This is a genomic window from Pseudomonas rosaeacicularis, from assembly GCF_057128745.1.
Map to the genome: position 1 here is coordinate 14,723 of NZ_JBSKHT010000019.1, position 17,785 is coordinate 32,507.

The 17,785-nt window shown below is 58.4% G+C and carries 19 protein-coding genes; 4 read left to right on the plus strand and 15 right to left on the minus strand.

Features of this window, described 5'->3' with window-relative positions; genetic code table 11:
* Positions 1 to 70 precede the first annotated feature (70 nt).
* From ACWKWM_RS23195 to ACWKWM_RS23210, 4 genes are all read right to left on the minus strand, one after another.
* Complete coding sequence (locus ACWKWM_RS23195; protein WP_483848382.1) at positions 71 to 895, minus strand: ABC transporter permease; 825 nt, start codon at positions 893 to 895, stop codon at positions 71 to 73.
* Positions 896 to 901: 6 nt separating this feature from the next.
* A complete protein-coding gene (locus ACWKWM_RS23200) occupies positions 902 to 2,149 on the minus strand; it encodes an ABC transporter permease (RefSeq protein ID WP_483848383.1) in 1,248 nt (415 codons plus the stop codon).
* A gap of 10 nt (positions 2,150 to 2,159) precedes the next feature.
* Positions 2,160 to 3,239: an ABC transporter ATP-binding protein gene (locus tag ACWKWM_RS23205; protein WP_483848384.1), complete on the minus strand. Its 1,080-nt coding sequence runs from the start codon at positions 3,237 to 3,239 to the stop codon at positions 2,160 to 2,162.
* 179 nt (positions 3,240 to 3,418) lie between these two features.
* A complete protein-coding gene (locus ACWKWM_RS23210) occupies positions 3,419 to 4,480 on the minus strand; it encodes an ABC transporter substrate-binding protein (RefSeq protein ID WP_483848385.1) in 1,062 nt (353 codons plus the stop codon).
* A 365-nt stretch (positions 4,481 to 4,845) separates the two neighbouring features.
* Between ACWKWM_RS23210 and ACWKWM_RS23215 the strand changes: the two genes are divergently transcribed.
* On the plus strand, positions 4,846 to 5,481 hold the full coding sequence (locus ACWKWM_RS23215) for a cupin domain-containing protein (protein ID WP_483848386.1): 636 nt from the start codon (positions 4,846 to 4,848) through the stop codon (positions 5,479 to 5,481).
* 18 nt (positions 5,482 to 5,499) lie between these two features.
* On the opposite strand, the gene ACWKWM_RS23220 is transcribed toward ACWKWM_RS23215, so the two are convergent.
* From ACWKWM_RS23220 to ACWKWM_RS23235, 4 genes are all read right to left on the minus strand, one after another.
* Positions 5,500 to 6,402, minus strand: coding sequence for a LysR family transcriptional regulator (locus tag ACWKWM_RS23220; protein ID WP_483848387.1), 903 nt, complete (start codon positions 6,400 to 6,402; stop codon positions 5,500 to 5,502).
* Between the two features lie 92 nt (positions 6,403 to 6,494).
* Positions 6,495 to 7,031, minus strand: a complete 537-nt coding sequence (locus ACWKWM_RS23225; RefSeq protein WP_483848388.1) for a 2,4'-dihydroxyacetophenone dioxygenase family protein — start codon at positions 7,029 to 7,031, stop codon at positions 6,495 to 6,497.
* Between the two features lie 194 nt (positions 7,032 to 7,225).
* Positions 7,226 to 8,122 carry a serine hydrolase domain-containing protein gene (locus ACWKWM_RS23230; RefSeq protein WP_483848389.1) on the minus strand — a complete coding sequence of 299 codons (897 nt, stop codon included), beginning with the start codon at positions 8,120 to 8,122 and terminating at the stop codon, positions 7,226 to 7,228.
* A gap of 153 nt (positions 8,123 to 8,275) precedes the next feature.
* Positions 8,276 to 9,181 carry a cupin domain-containing protein gene (locus ACWKWM_RS23235; protein WP_483848390.1) on the minus strand — a complete coding sequence of 302 codons (906 nt, stop codon included), beginning with the start codon at positions 9,179 to 9,181 and terminating at the stop codon, positions 8,276 to 8,278.
* Here ACWKWM_RS23235 and ACWKWM_RS23240 point away from each other — a divergent pair.
* Positions 9,143 to 10,036, plus strand: coding sequence for an SDR family oxidoreductase (locus tag ACWKWM_RS23240; RefSeq protein ID WP_483848391.1), 894 nt, complete (start codon positions 9,143 to 9,145; stop codon positions 10,034 to 10,036). The two genes, ACWKWM_RS23235 and ACWKWM_RS23240, sit on opposite strands and share 39 nt — an antisense overlap.
* A 58-nt stretch (positions 10,037 to 10,094) precedes the next feature.
* Here ACWKWM_RS23240 and ACWKWM_RS23245 read toward each other — a convergent pair whose 3' ends face one another.
* The 3 genes from ACWKWM_RS23245 to ACWKWM_RS23255 are packed head-to-tail and all read right to left on the minus strand — an operon-like array spanning position 10,095 to position 12,951.
* Positions 10,095 to 10,955, minus strand: a complete 861-nt coding sequence (locus ACWKWM_RS23245) for a phytanoyl-CoA dioxygenase family protein (protein WP_483848392.1) — start codon at positions 10,953 to 10,955, stop codon at positions 10,095 to 10,097.
* A gap of 4 nt (positions 10,956 to 10,959) precedes the next feature.
* Positions 10,960 to 11,739 carry an ABC transporter substrate-binding protein gene (locus tag ACWKWM_RS23250; RefSeq protein ID WP_483848393.1) on the minus strand — a complete coding sequence of 260 codons (780 nt, stop codon included), beginning with the start codon at positions 11,737 to 11,739 and terminating at the stop codon, positions 10,960 to 10,962.
* Positions 11,740 to 11,772: 33 nt separating this feature from the next.
* The gene (locus ACWKWM_RS23255; protein ID WP_483848394.1) at positions 11,773 to 12,951 is read right to left on the minus strand and encodes a M20 aminoacylase family protein; all 1,179 of its coding nucleotides are present in this window, start codon (positions 12,949 to 12,951) and stop codon (positions 11,773 to 11,775) included.
* Positions 12,952 to 13,169: 218 nt separating this feature from the next.
* Here ACWKWM_RS23255 and ACWKWM_RS23260 point away from each other — a divergent pair, with 218 nt between their 5' ends.
* Complete coding sequence (locus ACWKWM_RS23260) at positions 13,170 to 14,084, plus strand: LysR family transcriptional regulator (RefSeq protein WP_483848395.1); 915 nt, start codon at positions 13,170 to 13,172, stop codon at positions 14,082 to 14,084.
* Positions 14,085 to 14,125: 41 nt separating this feature from the next.
* Here ACWKWM_RS23260 and ACWKWM_RS23265 read toward each other — a convergent pair whose 3' ends face one another.
* Both ACWKWM_RS23265 and ACWKWM_RS23270 read right to left on the minus strand, forming a co-directional pair.
* Complete coding sequence (locus ACWKWM_RS23265; RefSeq protein WP_483848396.1) at positions 14,126 to 14,509, minus strand: GFA family protein; 384 nt, start codon at positions 14,507 to 14,509, stop codon at positions 14,126 to 14,128.
* A gap of 143 nt (positions 14,510 to 14,652) precedes the next feature.
* Positions 14,653 to 14,838: a hypothetical protein gene (locus tag ACWKWM_RS23270; RefSeq protein ID WP_483848397.1), complete on the minus strand. Its 186-nt coding sequence runs from the start codon at positions 14,836 to 14,838 to the stop codon at positions 14,653 to 14,655.
* A gap of 41 nt (positions 14,839 to 14,879) precedes the next feature.
* Here ACWKWM_RS23270 and ACWKWM_RS23275 point away from each other — a divergent pair, with 41 nt between their 5' ends.
* Positions 14,880 to 15,737: a helix-turn-helix transcriptional regulator gene (locus ACWKWM_RS23275; RefSeq protein ID WP_483848398.1), complete on the plus strand. Its 858-nt coding sequence runs from the start codon at positions 14,880 to 14,882 to the stop codon at positions 15,735 to 15,737.
* On the opposite strand, the gene ACWKWM_RS23280 is transcribed toward ACWKWM_RS23275, so the two are convergent.
* Positions 15,679 to 16,266, minus strand: a complete 588-nt coding sequence (locus ACWKWM_RS23280; protein ID WP_483848399.1) for a LysE family translocator — start codon at positions 16,264 to 16,266, stop codon at positions 15,679 to 15,681. The genes ACWKWM_RS23275 and ACWKWM_RS23280 overlap by 59 nt on opposite strands.
* Before the next feature lie 293 nt (positions 16,267 to 16,559).
* The gene (locus tag ACWKWM_RS23285) at positions 16,560 to 17,774 is read right to left on the minus strand and encodes a putative bifunctional diguanylate cyclase/phosphodiesterase (RefSeq protein ID WP_483848496.1); all 1,215 of its coding nucleotides are present in this window, start codon (positions 17,772 to 17,774) and stop codon (positions 16,560 to 16,562) included.
* Between the last annotated feature and the right edge of the window lie 11 nt (positions 17,775 to 17,785).

Below are 17,785 nucleotides of genomic sequence, written 5' to 3' on the forward strand. Positions count from 1 at the left end.
CTGTCCCGAGCAAGACCCGGGACGAAGTTATGGGGTGTTCAATGCGTCTAAAAGGACTGCGCCCGCCTGTTTATTCTTGTTTTACCTTGAGCTTCTGATTACGACGCCGCAGCACTTCCAGGGTCAGCAGCATCAACACCGAGAGCACGACCATGATGGTGGCCACGGCCGCGATATTCGGGCTGATGTTCTCTCTGATGCCGGCAAACATTTGCAGCGGCAGAGTGCGTTGCGAGGGGCTGGCGAGGAACAGTGTCACCACCACTTCATCGAAGGAGGTCGCGAACGCGAACAGACCGCCGGAGATGACACCCGGTGCAATCAGCGGCAGCACCACGCGAAAGAAAACCGTCAGTGGCGGCGCGCCGAGACTGGCAGCAGCACGACTGAGATTGGTGTCGAAGCCCTGCATCGTCGCGTTGACCGTGATGACCACGAACGGCACGCCGAGCATGGCGTGGGCCAGGACCAGACCGATGTAGCTGTTGAGCAATTGCAGTTTGGCGAAGAAGAAGTACAGGCCCACCGCGACGATAATCAGCGGCACGATCATCGGCGAGATCAGGAACGCCATCACCACGCTCTTGAAGCGAAAATCGCCCCGGCACAGGCCTACCGAGGCCATCGTGCCGAAGATCATCGCCAGCAACGTGGCGCCGGGGGCAATGATGAAGCTGTTCTTGAACGCCTGCTGCCACTCCTGGGAGGACATCAGTTCCTCGTACCACCGAAAGGAAAATCCGTCCATTGGGTAGGTCAGGAACGACGATGCATTGAACGACAGCGGGATGATCACCAGGATCGGCACGATCAAAAACAGCAGAATCAGGATGGACGCCGACACCAGTGCGAACCGAGCCAGCTTTTCTACGGGAGATGCGTATGGTTGCAACATGGCCAATTACCTCGCCTGCGTCGGGTTAGTGAGCTTGCCGTACACCATGTAAAGCAGCAGGGTGGCGATCAGCAGCAGGCTGCCGAGCGCGGACGCCATGCCCCAGTTCACTGTTTTGTTGGTGTAGAACGCGACGAAGTAGCTGACCATCTGATCCGCCGCGCCCCCCACCAATGCCGGGGTCACGTAGTAACCGATGGCGAGAATGAAGGTCAGCAAGCCCCCAGCGGCGAGGCCTGCGAACGTCTGCGGCACGTAGATTCGCCAGAAGGCCACAAACGGATGAGCCCCCAATGAGATCGCCGCCCGTACGTAATTGGAGGGAATGGCTTTCATCACGCTATACAGCGGCAGAATCATGAACGGCAGCAGCACGTGGGTCATCGCGATGATCACCCCGGTGCGGTTGAACACCAGCTGAATCGGGGAATCGACGATGCCCACAAACATCAGCGTGCGATTGATCAGACCGTCTGATTGCAGCAGCACGATCCACGCCGCGGTGCGCACGATCAATGAGGTCCAGAACGGCAGCAGCACGCAGATCATCAGCAGGTTGCTTTTGCCTTCAGGCAGGATGGCCAGCCAGTACGCCACGGGGAAACCCAGCAGCAGGCAAAGCACCGTGACGATCGCGCCGATGTAGAAGGTGCGGGCGAAAATATCGACGTAGATCGACTGATTGGCATCGGCCTTGACGATGCTGCCGGTGGCCGAGTCAAAGCGATGATCCAGGGCGGCCAGCAGGTAGTACGGCGTCAGTTTCGAGGAGGCCTGCTTGAGCGCTTTCCAGTAGGCGACATCGCCCCAGGCCTTGTCGACTGCGATCAACGCCGAGCGTTTTGAGGCCGCGTTTTGATCCGGTAAGTTGCGCAGGGTCTTGCTGATCACTGCGCGGTAGTCAGCAATCTCGTAGTTGAGCCGTTTGCTCAGGGCGAGAATCTGGCCATTTTCCTTGGCATCTGCCAAGTCCTTGATCACCGCAGCATAGGCGCCTTCATCTGGCAAAGCGTCGCCAGTCCAGGTGCTTAACGCCGCTGTAGTAGCAGGCATGGACGTGTTGACTTCAGGATTGTCGACACTGCGGCTGAGCATCGTGCCGATCGGGAAGGCGAAGCACACCACCACGAAAAGGAACAGCGGTGCGATCAGCGCGAAGGATTTCAGTTTATAGGCGCGTTGGGACTTCTTGAGCCTGGCTCTCAGGTCCACAGTGTCCTCATCGCGCGGCAGCAGAGCGGCGGTTTGATTCATGATCGTCGCCTCAGTGCGCAATGACGTCGAGCGCACGAATGTGCTCGGGCGCCCAGGAGAGGCAAATGGTGCTGCCGACGGTCCAGCTGCTGTCCATTTTCGTGGCTGCAAGCTTGATCATGAAGTCGGGCTGCCCGGCGATTTCGGCGATCATTCGCACGTGATCGCCCAGATAGATGTACTCGCGAATGCGGGCGGCCAACGGCGTGGTACCCGCAGCGCTGACGATGACCCGCTCCGGACGGATGCACAGCGCGACCGGTTCGCCTGGCTGGATCAACGTCACGGTCACCGCCTGGATCTGGCTGCCGTCCTTCAGACGCACCGTTGTGTGAGTGGCGTCCTGGGACAACACCGTACCCATGAGTGTGTTGTTTTCCCCGATGAACTGGGCGACGAAGCTTTTGGTCGGGGTTTCGTAAATGGCGGCAGGGCTGTCGATCTGCTGAATGATGCCGTCGTTGAATACAGCGACGCGGTCGGACATGGTCAGCGCCTCGCTCTGGTCGTGAGTGACGTAAACCACGGTCAGCCCCAGTTGCTTGTGCAGGTGCTTGATCTCCAGCTGCATGTGTTCGCGCAGCTGTTTGTCGAGGGCGCCGAGTGGCTCATCCATCAACACCAGCTTGGGTTCGAACACCAAGGCTCGCGCCAGGGCGACGCGCTGCTGCTGGCCCCCGGACAACTGCGACGGATAGCGTTTGGCAAAATCGTTGAGTCGCACCATGTCCAGCGCGCGACGAACCTTTTCGACGCGATCGATGCGATTTATCTTGCGCACCGACAGCGGGAACGCGAGGTTTTCCTCGATAGTCATGTGCGGGAACAGCGCGTAATTCTGGAACACCATGCCGATATCACGCTTGTGCGGCGGCAGGTTGTGCAACGGTTGGTCTTTGAGAAATATCTCGCCCCGGGTCGGCGCTTCGAAGCCGGCGAGCATCATCAGACTGGTGGTTTTGCCGGAGCCGGAAGGGCCGAGGAGGGTGACGAATTCCCCTTCCTTGATGTCCAGGTTCAGATCTTTCACGACGGGACGAAAGCCGTCGTAGGTTTTCTGGATGTTCTTGAAGCTCACCAGGTGTTTCATGACGCAGCCCTCATCAGGGAACAGGCAGGTTCGATCTTCGCCACTCATCTGCCTGTTCACGCAAAATGAAGGAGCAACCGTCGACCGGCACGTTGCGGCAGGCGCGACATGGCGGTCATTGAGTGTGGTGCTGCCACCCTGAAGCGGGCGGCAGGAAAGGCGCGACCCAGTCGTGATGCTTACTTCTGGGCGATCCAGGCGTTGAAGCGCTCGGTGAGCGATTCGGTGTTGTCGACCCAGAATTCGACGTCCAGTGGCAAGGCAACCGCCAGGTTGTCTGGCGCGGTCGGCAGGTCCGCTTTCAGCTCTGCCGAAACCAGCTCGTTGGCCTTTTTGTTCGGCAGGCCGTAGGCGATGAACTTCGGCAGTTTGGACAGGTTTTCAGGCTTGCTGGCAAAACCGATGAAATCCATCGCAGCGGCTTTGTTTTCACTGCCTTTGAGTACGGTCCAGGAGTCGATGGCTGAGACGCTGCCGTTCCACAGGAACTTGAAGTGCTTACCCTCGCTGCGATTGAAGCCCGTAATGCGGCCGTTGTAGGCAGAGCTCATGACCACATCGCCGGCCGACAGCATCTGCAGCGGCTGAGCGCCGGCTTCCCACCAGACGATGCTGGATTTGATGCTGTTGAGCTTATTGAACGCGCGGTCCACACCTTCAGGCGTACGCAACACGTTGTAGACGTCGGCTGGTTTTACGCCGTCGGCGATCAGGGCGAACTCCAGCGAGTACTTCGGCCCTTTGCGCAGGCCGCGTTTGCCAGGGAATTTGCCGGTATCGAAGAAATCGGCCCATGAGGTCGGGGAGGTCTTGAGCTTGTCAGCGTCCCACGCCACGCCGGTGTTCCACACGATCGCGCCGACGCCGCAGTCATTCACGGCCTCAGGGATGAAGTCGGCCTTGTTGCCGACCTTGGCCCAGTCGATCTTTTCGTAGAGCCCGGAATCACAACCCAGCGCCAGGTCCTCGGCTTCCACTTCGACCACATCCCAGTTCGGGTTGCCCACTTTCACCTTGGCGTCGAGCACGCCAACGCCGCCATCCCAGCTCTGGTCGAGCACTTTCTTGCCGGTCTGCTGGCCAAACGGTGTGAAGAAAATCTCCCGTTGCGCGTCCTGAAAGTTTCCTCCCCAGGAGACGATGGTCAGATCACGGGCGCTTGCAGACTGTGCAGCGGCAAGCCCGGCGAAGGCAAACGCGAGAGCGGCTAGAGCGTGGCACGGCTTATGCTTGTTGTGCATGTGGAACCTCGACGCAGATGTTTTGTGTGGGTGGTAAAAATTTTTACCACTGCGAAATCTACGAAGCAAGTTTTATTTTCGTTCGCCCCTTAATTCTGAAAATCGCCCGGATCACCGGTAAGCGATTGATTTTTCATGCCTGAAATTTGATAGTTGGCAGCCGCAGCGATTACCCGTTCAAGACTTATCGAACCGATTGTGGCGTTCCGATCAGGTGAAGGACGGTCATACGCTGTAACTTTTGCGCTTGTCAGGTGAAGCGCGTTGGTGCGAAATACCCAACGTGGTGCGCCGTAACGTATTCGGGCTCCCGGCATGCGCCTGCGCGCCGCCACCACGTGCCGAGTTCATTCGAGGAACAAACCGTGACAGATACGCCGGCGATCAGCCGCAACCCCCACGCGCCGGAAGAGCTGCCCGAAGACGAAACGGCGGGCGAAGATTCCGCGTCGGTCGGTGAGCGTCTCAAGGCTCTGCGCCAAAGCCGGGGCCTGTCGATCCGTGGCCTGGCCGAGCTGGCAGGTGTTCCCCACGCCACGCTGTCGATCATCGAACGCGACAAATCCAGCCCCTCGGTCAGTATTCTCAAACGCCTGCTCAGACCCTTGAACGTCACGTTGAGCGTGTTCTTCTCAGATTCGGCCGTGGTCGATCGCGCCGTGTTCTACAAGGCAAACGACCTGGTGGAACTGGCCGACGGCAAAATGCTGTCTTACCGTCAGGTAGGGGCCAACCTGACCAACAGCTCGATGATGATTCTTCACGAGCGCTACGAACCCGGCGCCGACACCGGGCAGGAAGGCGAAGAACTTTACTCACACGAAGCCGAGGAGGGCGGCATCATCATCGAAGGGCGGCTGGAAATGACCGTCGGCGATGAGGTCAGAATCCTCTCGCCGGGCGATGCCTATTACTTCGACAGCCGCTTGCCCCATCGCATGCGCAACCCATTCGAGGAAGTCTGTGTGGTGGTCAGCGCCGTGTCGCCCCCCACGTTTTGATGAAGTGGCCAGCGCACATTATGCCCATGGGTTTTCCTTCAGTTTTTGCTCGAGAAAGTCGCGGAAGACTCGAATTCTCGGGCTCAGATGCTTCCTGTTCGAATAGACCATGTAGAGGGGCTCGGTCCCCGGCAGGTTGAATTCACTCAGCAGCGGGATCAGATCTCCTAGCTGAATGTCCGCGCCGATGTGAAACTGCGCCAGCTTGACGATTCCCGCACCGGCCAACGCCATTTCCCGTAGCAGATCGCCTTGAGCGAACACCGCCTTGGGCGCAATCGGTACGGTGGTTATCGCGCCCTCGCTGTCGAGGAATTGCCAGGTATTCCAGGCGCTGTGAAAACCAAAATTGAAACAGTCGTGGCCAAGCAAATCATGTGGTTGAACGGGCGTACCCCTGCGGGCGAGATAGTCGGGCGACGCGCAGGTGATCCAGGCGCTTTCGCCAATTTTGCGCGCGATTCTCGATGAGTCGGGCAGCCCGCCGCTGTGGATGGCAACGTCCAGCCCCTGATCAAACAGGTCCACGTACTGTGGCCCCACCTGCAGATCGACGTTCAGGCCGGGATAGGTCGCGAGGAATTCGGGTAGCCAGGGCAAAATCTGGTGCTTGGCGAACGTCGTCATCGTGTGGACACGCAACGAGCCACTGACCCGCTCGGGAAACGCCTGCGCCAGGGAGTCGGCCTCGGCCATGGCATTGATCACAGCTCTTGCGCTGACCAGATAGGCCGAGCCTTCTTCAGTCAGCGTGAGGGTCCGCGCGCCGCGCTGAAAAAGTCGCACCTGCAATCGGTCTTCGAGCCGAGTGATCAGTTTGCTCACCGCCGACGGGGTCAGGCCATTCGCCCGCGCCGCAGCAGTGAAATTGCCATGTTCGGTTGCCCACACGAAGGCGAGCATTTGTGAGTAGTTATCCATCGAAACGCTCACGGCAGGCTACGGTTGGCACGCAGCCTGCCAGTATTCGAACCCGCGAACAAGTCGCTCGACCTGTGCCTGATGGGCACATGTCAGCGGATGAACTGCTCGATGTAGTTGTCCGGCAAGCCCAACGATTTGTAGTGCTTGCGCGCAGCTTCCAGCTTGGTAAACACGTCCTCGTAACCCACCGCAACGCCCTGCGGATCGACATAGGTGTAGCCGCCCTGAACGTGGAACCAGGTGACCATTTCCTCGACGTCTTCCGGTACGAAAAGGGTATGGGTTTCCCCCGGTGGCTCATAGGCGAACGAACCTTGATCGGCGACCCAGTCATGTTCCAGGTAATACCAACGGCCCTTCAGGACGAGTGCGTGGACCCCGCCGCTGTGGCGATGACGGGAGAGGACACCGCTTTGGCGAACCCGCAGCAAGTTGATGTAATAACCCCCGGTGGTGCTGAGCAGCAACGGCTTGAACGAGACCGTGCTGGTCACCGGTACCCAGAGATTGTCGTCTTCGAGCCAAGTGGTGAGGACGCCGGCATGCACCATGTCTGGCGTCATGTAGGGCACCTGTGGCAGCTGATAGGGAATAGCGAGTTCGTCTGGCTTGGAGGGCGTGCTCATCGTTCTCATTCCACGGTCTGTGATCGGAGTCCCCGAATCCTGGGGTGTCCGGGGTGAAAGCAGAGTAGATGAGCCTGGCGAACAGCAAAACAGCATTTCAGTCACAGCGGGTGTGAACGGCTGTCATGGATGGACGTCATGGGTGCTCGACCCATAGCGGTCATCCGGCGAATCATGAGGCCGACGCCAAGGGCTTAGACGCCTACAGCCTCCTGCCGCAGAATGTGCGTCAGCTGTCCAACAACGATGGCTTCGACGGCACCTTCTGTGGCGCCCGCCTCAAAAACAGCGCAACTAGCCGATACATCGCCGTCGCACATACGGTAGACAGCAATGACACTGCCTGGCCCGCAGCCAGTGTGCCCGCATAGGGAATATCCGCCATCAATCGACCCCTGCATGACACCAAGGCCATAGCCCGGCGTGATCCATGGGCGCCCGGGAATCGGGCCGCCCAATGTTCGTGCTGCTTGCATGTCCTGAAGCAAACCCATGGGAAGAAGCTCTGCGCAGAAGAGGCGATCCAGAAACAGCGCGGCTTGTGAAATTGGGCCGATCAACAAGCCGTGGTAAACCCATGCAGGGTCATAATTTGAGGAGCTTCCAAGATAGCTCGTTTGTAGGTCTGCGCGCGTTTTAGCAAAGCGAACGTTCGACAGGCCCAGAGGGGAAAGTGCCCGTTGAATCACCGCGTCCTCAAGCGTCAGGTCAGTCAGCCGTTCAATCAGCCTGCCGATGAGCATGTAGCCCACATTCGAGTACCGCCAACTTGTTCCAGGACTGTATCGAAGTCGAGCACCGTCAAGGCGCTGCATCATTTCATTTGCCGACCAGGCTGGCTCACTGTTCGCAACGGCGGCGTGATACTCCTTAAGTTCGCCGTAATCAGCCAGACCTGCCTCATGCCGCAACAGCTGGCGTAACGTGAAAGGCTGATCAAACACTGAGTCGTTCAATCTGACCAGCCCGTCACGTACCAACGACAGCGCTGTTGCAGCCAGGACCGTTTTCGTAAAACTCCACCAGGGGGCAATCAGTTCCGACGGGGCAAGTGTTTGGGGCTGACCATTCGATATGAGTGAAGTGAGCATTGGCTTCCTTGGCATGTTGAGCGAATCGGCAGCTCAACACGATATCTCATTCACTCTTCCTCTTGGAATGTCAAATCCGGTATCCGTAAATACTGAGCTCTGTGTCGCGGCATAGCAGGAGTTATGCGGAGTGTGTGTTCATTTCATAGGCATTCATATAGCGATTTCGTCCCGCGAATAGCGTCCAGGTGTAAGCCCGGTATAGCGCGTAAACGCAACACTGAATGCGCTCACGGAGCTGTAACTGATCCGCTGCGCAATCTCGGCAATACTGTCGTCTCGACCACGCAGCAGGTTTTTTGCCAGCGCCATTCGCCAGGTCAACAAATACGCCATCGGCGCCATGCCCAATGCTTGCTTGAAACGTTCGAAAAAGGTGGAGCGGGATAGAGCAGCTTCCCTGGCGAGCTGCGCCACAGTCCATGGCTGGCTCGGATGTTCGTGCATTTGGCGTATCGCGACAGCCAGACGTTCATCGGCGAGTCCGCGCAGCAGCCCGGCCGGCGCAGCTTCGGTTGCAGTGGAGCGAAGAGCTTCGATGAACAGAACCTCCAACAGATGTGCAAGGATGACATCCCTCGCCGGGCACTGCCCGCGCGCCTCTTCGGTCACGAGTTCAACCAGCGTTGCCAGCCGGCGTTCGCCGCGAACATGTATCAGTTGGGGTAGCACTGATACCAGCAGCGCGGCATCCGGAGAACCGAACGTGCAGTGGCCTACCAACAATTGAACATCGGGCGGAATGTCTCGCAGGCCAACACGAATGTCACGTGGCCGCACCTCGACGGGAAGAGTGTCTGCGTCCCCATCCGCCAGCGGCTGAAGGCTCATCATCGTGAAGTCGTAGGCGGCCGGAATGAGCACAAAATCGCCAGCCTGCAAGGTGATCGCAGGCTGCCCGGCCACTGACAGTCGGCTACCACCGTCGAGAATCGCGCAATAAAACGGTTGGCCGTACACCGACCGGCGCACACGCCAGGCTCCCGCGCCACTCACCACCTTGGAAAACGAGGCCCCCGGTTGCAGGAGCGTAACGACCTGCGCGAGTGGATCAAACATTTCGGACTCCTGCGAAAGATTAGCGGACTGGCGATGATAGTCAGTCCGGGCACGACAGCCTATCGTTGCATTCCTGTCAACCGCCCACTGGACCCACCAATGAAAACTGTGCTGATCACTGGATGCTCTTCAGGTTTTGGCCTGGCCACCGCTCGCTATTTTCTTGAGCGTGACTGGAAGGTCATCGCGACCACGCGCACACCAGACGAGGAACTCTTTGCAGCATCCGAGCACCTTCGTGTGCTTGCTCTGGATGTGACCGACCCAAGCAGTATCCAAGGGGCGGTACTGGCTGCCGGGCCGATCGACGTGCTGGTCAACAATGCCGGTATCGGTTTACTCGGGGCGCTGGAAGGCAGCTCGATGCAAGCGATCCGCGGCATTTTCGAGACCAACACCTTTGGCACCATGGCGATGATTCAGGCGTTCCTGCCGCAGTTTCGGCAGCGTAAATCCGGGGTTATCGTCAACGTCACCTCAAGCGTGACGATAAAGTCACTGCCGCTGCTCAGTATCTATACCGCGAGCAAAAGCGCGGTGAATGCGTTCACCGAGTCGCTTGCGCTTGAGCTTGAACCGTTCGATGTTCGGTTGAGTCTGGTGCTGCCGGGGCGAGCTCCCGCGACCGACTTCGGTAAGAATGCACAACCACGAATGCAGGGCAGCATTCCAGAGGCTTACTCTGATCTGGCGCAGCAGATTTTTGCCGAGTGGGCGCAGCCAGCCGAAGTCACCGACGCTCAAGATGTCGCTGAGGCGGTATGGCGTGCAGCAAACGACCCAACCTCGCCGATGCGAATTGCCGCTGGGGCTGATGCCGTTGCTTTGGAAAACGAGCAACGCACCCCGGCATAAATGCGTGGCTGATAAAGCTGGTCATCTGCGCCACAGCCGTATAGTGCGCGCTCGAAACCTATCGGCCGGCGCTCACTCGATTCGGGTAGATCACTGGAAAAAGAGGGTGGTCCATAACGGCGCCTTCGGCCAGGCTTTCCCGCAGTCCGGGAAATTCGGGCGAGGTGATCCATGGCCGTGGCGCATGCCGCACATCGTCCCCGAGCATGCGTACTGAAAACGCACGGCGTCGCTGATCACCGCCCACGCCGGCAGACGCATGGAGGGTGAGCATGTTGAAGCACACCAGATCCCCCGGCTGTAAGGCCCAGCCTAAAATCGGGAAGTCTTCACGGTGTTCTTCGATGTTCGGAAGATCGGCAAGAGAGCCTTCGGCGAACCACTTGGCCTGGTTGTCCATGAAGGACCTAGGCATCAGCCACGGTCCTTTATGGGAGCCGGCAACAAATTCAAGCGTCGAGGCCTGCGCAACCGGATCGACCGGAATCCAGAAGCTGATCGTGTCGGAGCCTGTGATGTTGTAGTACGGCTGATCCTGATGCCAGGGCGTACGTTGTCGGGTGTTGGGTTCCTTGACCAACAGGTGATCGTGATAAAGCCGAATCTGCTTGCTAGCCAGTAGACGCTGGGCAATGGCGGCCAAGTCTGAATCATGGATAACGCTGCGGTACTGCTCATTATCCTGCCAGTTGCAGAAGTCCTCAAAAAACCACCCCGGATCGTCGGCGCTGCTCGCCACCTTGGCCCGAGGGCTGGGCTGTGCAAGGTTCTGATCGATGCCGGTTTTCAGTTGCTCGACCTGTTCTTTGGTCAATGCGCCGCGAATGCACAGCGCGCCGTGTTCAAGAAAAAAGCGCCGGGCGGCATCGCCTAATTCGCTGGCGTTGAAATCCCCGTCGGTGGGTGCGAATGCGGTCATGGCCTTACTCACCGTATACGTCGTAGGCAAAGTACTTCTTCGCGATGCGGTCATACTCACCCGATTGACGCAGCGCGACGATCGCCGCGTTGATCTTGTCGCGCAGGGCCGTATCGTTCTTGCGAATACCGATCGCCACGCCGTTACCAATGATGCTCTTGTCGGTGATGGGTTCGCCCGCGAAAGCAAAGTCCTTGCCCTGGTCTTTCTGCAACAGGCCGATGTCACCTTGCACGGATGCCTGGAAAGATCCATCCAGACGGCCGGATATCAAGTCCATGAACACCTGATCCTGAGTCTGATAAGAGTGGACGATCGCCCCAGCCGGTGCCCACTCTGATTTGGCGTAGCTCTCCTGAAGCGAGCCCTGGACGACCCCCACCGATTTACCTTTGAGTGATGCCGCAGTCGGCAACAGTCCGGCCCCTTTTTTTACGATCAGCGAGGAGGGCGCAACGTACAGGCGCTGGCTAAAATCGACCTGTTTACGGCGCGCCTCCGTATCGCTGAACGCTGAGAGAATCCCGTCGAATTTCTGCGCCTTTAGTGCGGGGATCATGCCGTCGAAGTTCTGCTCGACCCAGACGCAGCGCACTTTGATCTGCGCGCACAACGCATTGCCCAGATCGATATCGAAACCACTCAGCGAACCGTCCGGCAGCTTCTGTTCGAAGGGCGGATAGCTGGGGTCGACGCCAAAGCGGATCACGCTTGCCGCCTGGCTCGTGGTGGCCATCAACAACCCGGTGAGAAGGGCAGCATAGTGCAGGTTCAGTCGGAGCATAGAAGCCTCATCAGAGTCGGTTGGAATGGGAAATCATTGGTCACGCACTGACAAAAAGGCCTCAGTCAGCTTGATCCAGTAGCCAGCACCGCGCATCAGGTTGTCATCGTTGAAGTCATAGCGGGGGTCATGAATCATGCAGCTCTTCTCACCTTCGCCGTTACCGATGATCAGATAGCAGCCGGGACGTTCTCGAAGGAACCAGGCGAAATCTTCGCTGCCGTTGAACGGCGCAATATCGGTCAGTACCTCATCTTCTCCAAGCCAGTCGATTGCCACCTGAGTGGCGAACTCGGTCATGGCGGGATCATTGACCAGCAGCGGGTAATCAGCACTGTAATGAACCTCGGCGGTGGCGCCGAATGCATCGGCCTGAGCGTGAATCAAACGTTTGATCTGCGCTTCCAGGCGATCACGCACGGCATTGTTCAGCGCGCGCACGGAGATCAGCATTTCTGCGCTGTCCGGTATGACGTTGGACGCCTTGCCTGCCGTAATAGCCCCCACCGTAATCACGCTCATTTCCTGGGGCGACACATTGCGCGAAACGATGGTCTGCAACGCCATGATGATGCTTGCACAGACCACCACCGGGTCGACGCATTGGTGGGGCATGGCGCCGTGGCCGCCGTGGCCCTGGACGGTCACGGTGATTTGATCCGCCGACGCCATGAAAGGCCCGGCCCGAAATCCCAGCTTGCCTTGCGGGTAGCCGGGCATATTGTGCATGGCAAACAGGGCGTCGCACGGGAACCGCTCCAGCATTCCCTCCCTGATCATTCGGCGCGCGCCGGCCAGGCCTTCTTCGGCAGGTTGAAAAATCAGTCTCACGGTGCCGTCGAACGCGCTGTCATGCGCCAGTGCCCAGGCCGCCGCAAGTAGCATGGTGGTGTGACCGTCATGCCCGCAGGCGTGCATCTTGCCGGGCACCGTGCTCGCGTAGGGCAGGCCGGTCTTTTCCAGAATCGGCAACGCATCCATGTCCGCGCGCAGCCCGAGTATCCGAGAGCTGCTACCCTTTTTAAGGGTGCCAATCACCGCGGTTTCCGCGAGTCCTCTGTGCACCTCGTAGCCCCATGCCAGCAGTCGTTCGGCGACCAGTTCACTGGTGGCATATTCCTGATAGCCGAGTTCCGGATTGGCGTGGATGCGCTGACGCAATTCACGCATTTGGGCTTCTATCGGCAGTAATCGGCGGGTCACGTGCGGCATTGGCAAGAATCTTCCATAGTCGGTCTGTTGCTGGACCGGCAGGTCAGCGGTGGGGCGTGCGGCGCCTTGTGTGCCTTGCTCACCGCTTTAGCGTGGAGCAGGGCGCTTCGTTGTGGTGCGGGCGGCTTCACGGGCATGGCTTGAGCATAGGCCGTCGAGAAACGGCCACAAGACAAACGGCGCTGAACGCGGCAACCCAGGGTTAACAGGCAGACATCATGAAGTTCTATCAGCTCAACGCGTTGGTGGCAGTGGCCGAAGCGGGCAGTATTCGAGGCGCTGCAAAACGACTGGATACATCACCGGCGGCCGTGACCAAGGCTATCCAGAAGCTGGAAACCGAGACCTCGCTGCAACTGCTGGTGCGCAACACCTCCGGCATTGACCTCACTGACGCCGGCAAGCGCTTGCTGGTACAGGCGCGGCTGCTGGTGGCGCAGATGGTCAGTGCCAGTCATGTGGTGGCTGACTGCAAAGGCGAACTGACGGGCCGTCTGGCAGTGGCGGTGACGCCGTGGCTCGCGATGACCTTGCTGCCTCAGGTGACCATGATTTTTCGCGCACGCTTCCCCCACGTGCAACTGGAACTCCACGAGGGATTGTCATCGATTGCGTATCCGCGTCTGCGCGACGCCAGTCTGGATCTGTTCATCGGCCGGCTCGACAGCCAGTGCTCCAACGTTGATCTCAATTATGTCCCGCTGTTTACCGCCGATTGCGCCGTAGTAGCGCGGCGTGGGCATCCGCTGGCAGATTGTCGTTCACTGGATGAGTTGGCCTTTGCGGACTGGATTCTATCGACGCCACATGACGGGGAATTCGTGGCGCCGGGGCATGTGCATTTCGCGCATTCGCTCTCCATCATGCTCAGCCTGCTGCGCGAGACTGACATGCTCAGCGTCTTTCCCTGGCCGCTGGTGGAGGTGTGTGCTCAGCGCGAAGGCCTGTGCTCCCTGCCACTGCGAGAGCCGGTTGGAAACGCCCTGGTCGGTGCGATCAGTAGAGCTGGCCAACCGTTGCGGCCAGCCGCCGAAAAGTTTCTCGAATGTCTGATCGCTACGATCCAGAAAGAAATGAGCGAACCGAACTCTCCGTACCGACGCATGTTGCAGACGGTGGAATGGGTTTCCTGAGCTACCGTTAGCGACTCTTTAGACATGAAGGTGTAGCAAGTTCAGTCCAGATAGGCCCATGTGTCCGCACCGTCAAAGACCTTCACTGGCGTGTTCCGGGTAAGTCGCTGATCAAAGTTATTCAAATTAACACCGACCTCGGCGCCTGCCTCCGGGGTAAGCGCTTCCCAATGGGTGGCGCATCCGCAGGTTTTACACCGCATCGTCTTCAGCGTTTCTCTACCCCAGACATAGGCCGAGGTGTTTTGAGGATGCCCTTCAATACTCACCATTGCAGCCTCGTAATGAGCCCACAGTGCTCCCAGTCGAATACAGATCGAGCAGTTGCATTTGATGGCATGAACCGGTGGTTGGGAAACGACTATGCGCACCCTCCCGCAGTGGCAGGAGCCTTTCAACAGTCCATCTTCAGGTTCGACAGCCATAGCTGCTCCAGAATTTTAGCCCGCAGCGCGGTCGCTTTGGGTGAGCTTATCACTCGCGGACGGACACCAAGCGACCGTTGCGGGCAGAGCCGGGTCCAGAGTTCGCCTTGCCCTATCAGCGGCTCATTACCTAGAACACGCTTTCACTGGCTGGCGGCAACGTAAGGCGACACCATTTTTCGAGGATCGACGATGCGGTCAAATTGCGCTTCATCGATATACCCCAACTGCAGCGCCGCATCCTTGAGTGTGAGGTCGTTGTCCATAGCGTGATGGGCGATTTTTGAGGCTTTGTCGTGGAGCACAGCGTGCTTGCGAGCTCTGATCATTTCACGCTACAACCCAGCGTGTTTCGACGATCCGAGCATCTATGTCCCACTACTGGCGTCACCATGCTGTCCCTTATATCGAGGTCCGCAACGTCGAGGACGGTCGCACCTTCACTCATGGGCGACATTCCCACACGACCTTTTCTATCGGCGCGATCATGACGGGGCAGAGCACCTATCTGCATGGCCATAGCTGCCGTCCAATTGCCAGTGGCAGCGTGGTCATCATCAGCCCGGGCGTGGTACATGCATGTAACCCTTTGCACGACCAGCCGTGGGGTTATCGGATGTTCTACGTTGATGCGGCCTGGCTGGGTTCGCTGCAAGGGCGAAGCGGTATCGATGTGGCGGGGTTCGTTCCTTTTGAAGAAAATTACAGTACTGATCCCAATCTTTTTGCCGATTTGGACAGGCTGTACTGCACCTTGACCGGGATCGATACAACACCTGAAACCCTGCAGGCTGCAACGCTGGATTTCTTCCAGCGACTCATTGCACGACTGACGCCGGCTAGCAGTCACGACACAAGTGGCTTGCGCAAGGTAGCCGATGCTGCAGATTTTATCCGCGAACACTGCATGCAACCCCTTTGCCTGGATGACATCGCTGCGGCAGTGCAGCTTTCACAGTCCTATTTGATTCGTACGTTCAAGGCTCACTACGGGCTGACGCCCCATGCGTTCTTGATTGATTGTCGCCTTCAGTTGGCGCGCGACTGCCTGCGCCGCGGCGATGACATCGCCCAGGTCGCGGCCCATGTCGGGTTCGCAGATCAAGCGCATCTGCAGCGGCTGTTCAAACGCACGCTTGCCGCTACGCCTGGGCAATACCGGGGTTTGATTACTCAAGCAACAAATAAACGGCGCAACCTGCGAGCATTGCGGCCATGCCCCGATTGAACCAGCGCACCGCAGCGGCATGCTTCAGATAGCCGCGTAATGAGGCGCCGGCCCAGGCCCAGCAGGCAAGTGACAACCAGCAGATCACCAGATACAGAAGGGAGAATACCCACACCATCTGCACGTCGCCGTCAGCCACAAAGGCGCCCATCCCCGCCATGGAGGCTAACCAGGCCTTGGGGTTAAGCCACTGCATCAGGGCCCCATTAATTGCCGAGGGTATGTTCTGCTCCTGCTCAGTGTTCAGCCGCCCGTCATCGTCAGCCAGCTGATAGGCCAGATACAGCAGAAATGCCACGCCAGCGATACGGATCACCTGGGTCAACAGCGGCCAATGGCGCAGCACTTCATTGAGCCCTAGCCCTATCAGCAAGAACAGCAGGATAAATCCTAAGGTAGCGCCGGTGACATGAGGCAGTGTGGCGCGCAGGCCGTAGCGCGCTGCGCAGCCCAAAGAGACAATATTGACCGGGCCAGGGCTGATGGAGCAGGCCAGGGCAAAAGTGGCCATGGAAAATACGACGTTCATCTGGAACCTTCAGTGCTCGTAAGTGAGTGCTGAAAGTAGAACCACGCGCTAGAAAGGTATTGAAGAAAACTGACCTACAGGTACGTGGTGAGCCAAGAGCAGCTTGTCGCTCTCAGTTGCAGCAACACTTGGCGCGGTGGGTGCAAATGTTTATTGGTTGAAAGTCGCAGTCATTGGCGTTCACGTGTTGTCGGCAGTGGGCATTACGATGCTTGGGCGCCCGCGTTTCAGCCCGCTTCAGCCCGCGAGGGCGAGTCCTGGCCGGCTGAAGCAGCCGAGCTGTGAGCACCCCGTCAGGATGCTGTGTTGCTTGCGGCGTAGCACTCGTCGTTGACCGGAGCCGGTGAAACAAACGTCAAGGCGATATTTCGAGAGTGCCGCTCGAAATGAGCGACGGGGAGCGGTCGGCTCAGAAAGTATCCCTGGGCTTCCTCGCAACCGAACTCTCGAACAAGGCTCATGCAACGGAAGGTTTCGACGCCCTCGGCGACGGTCCGGTAGCCCAGGTCTTTTGCCAACTGTAAGACTGAACGGGTAATGATGCGGTTGCGCGGGCTGTGCTCCAGGTCAGTGACGAGTGACCTGTCCAGTTTCAGAATATTGGCCGGGATCTCATGCAAGTAAGCAAAATTGCTGTAGCCCGTACCGAAATCATCGATCGCTACGTCGACGCCCAGATCACGGATGTTTCTGAGCTGAGTGATCACACTCTTGTCTGATCGCATCCATTCCCCTTCGGTAATCTCCACTTCCAGCCTTGACGCTGCGATGCCTTTCTTATGACAGGCGCTTTCCAAAGCCTGCGCTATGTCCATGGTCCGAAAATCCAGAGGTGAAAGGTTGATCGCCAATCTAATATCCTGATCCTGCCAGCCAGCCAAATCGTCCAGCGAGCGATTGATCACCCATTGGCTGACCGAGCTGATCTTGCCGGCGCTTTCGATCAAAGGGATAAATTCAGCCGGCGATATCTGGCCCAATGTCGGATGTGTCCAGCGGATCAGCGCCTCTACACTCAGCAAGCGTCCATCCTGAAGACTGAATCGCGGTTGGTAGTCCAGGTAGATGTCGCCGTTGGTTAATGAATCGCTGAAATCGTTGAGCAGGGCAAGGGCCCTGCGCTGTGCGCAATCTTCTGCCTCATCGAACGCAGCCCAGGGCTCATGACGATCCATAGCGACTCCGACCGCAAGCGTGGCTTTGCGCATGAGCGCAGCTGCGGTTTGCTGGCCACTGTCACAAAAACTCAGTCCGACATGCACTGAGAGGTCTGCCGACGGCTCGGTAATCAGCGCCAGCAAAGCCCGAAACAGGCTGTCTCGTCGGTGAGAATCGCAGCTCACTTGCAAGCAGAAATCCAGCTCGCTGACATGGTAAAGCTCGGCGACACTTTCCAGCCGATGGCGCAGACGCTGAGCGACTTCGCGAAGCAGTTGCTGGGCACCAACGTTGCTGATGACACTGAGTTCGGCGGCCGCCTGAATGGGCTGGATTCGAATGACGATCATCAGCTGCACCT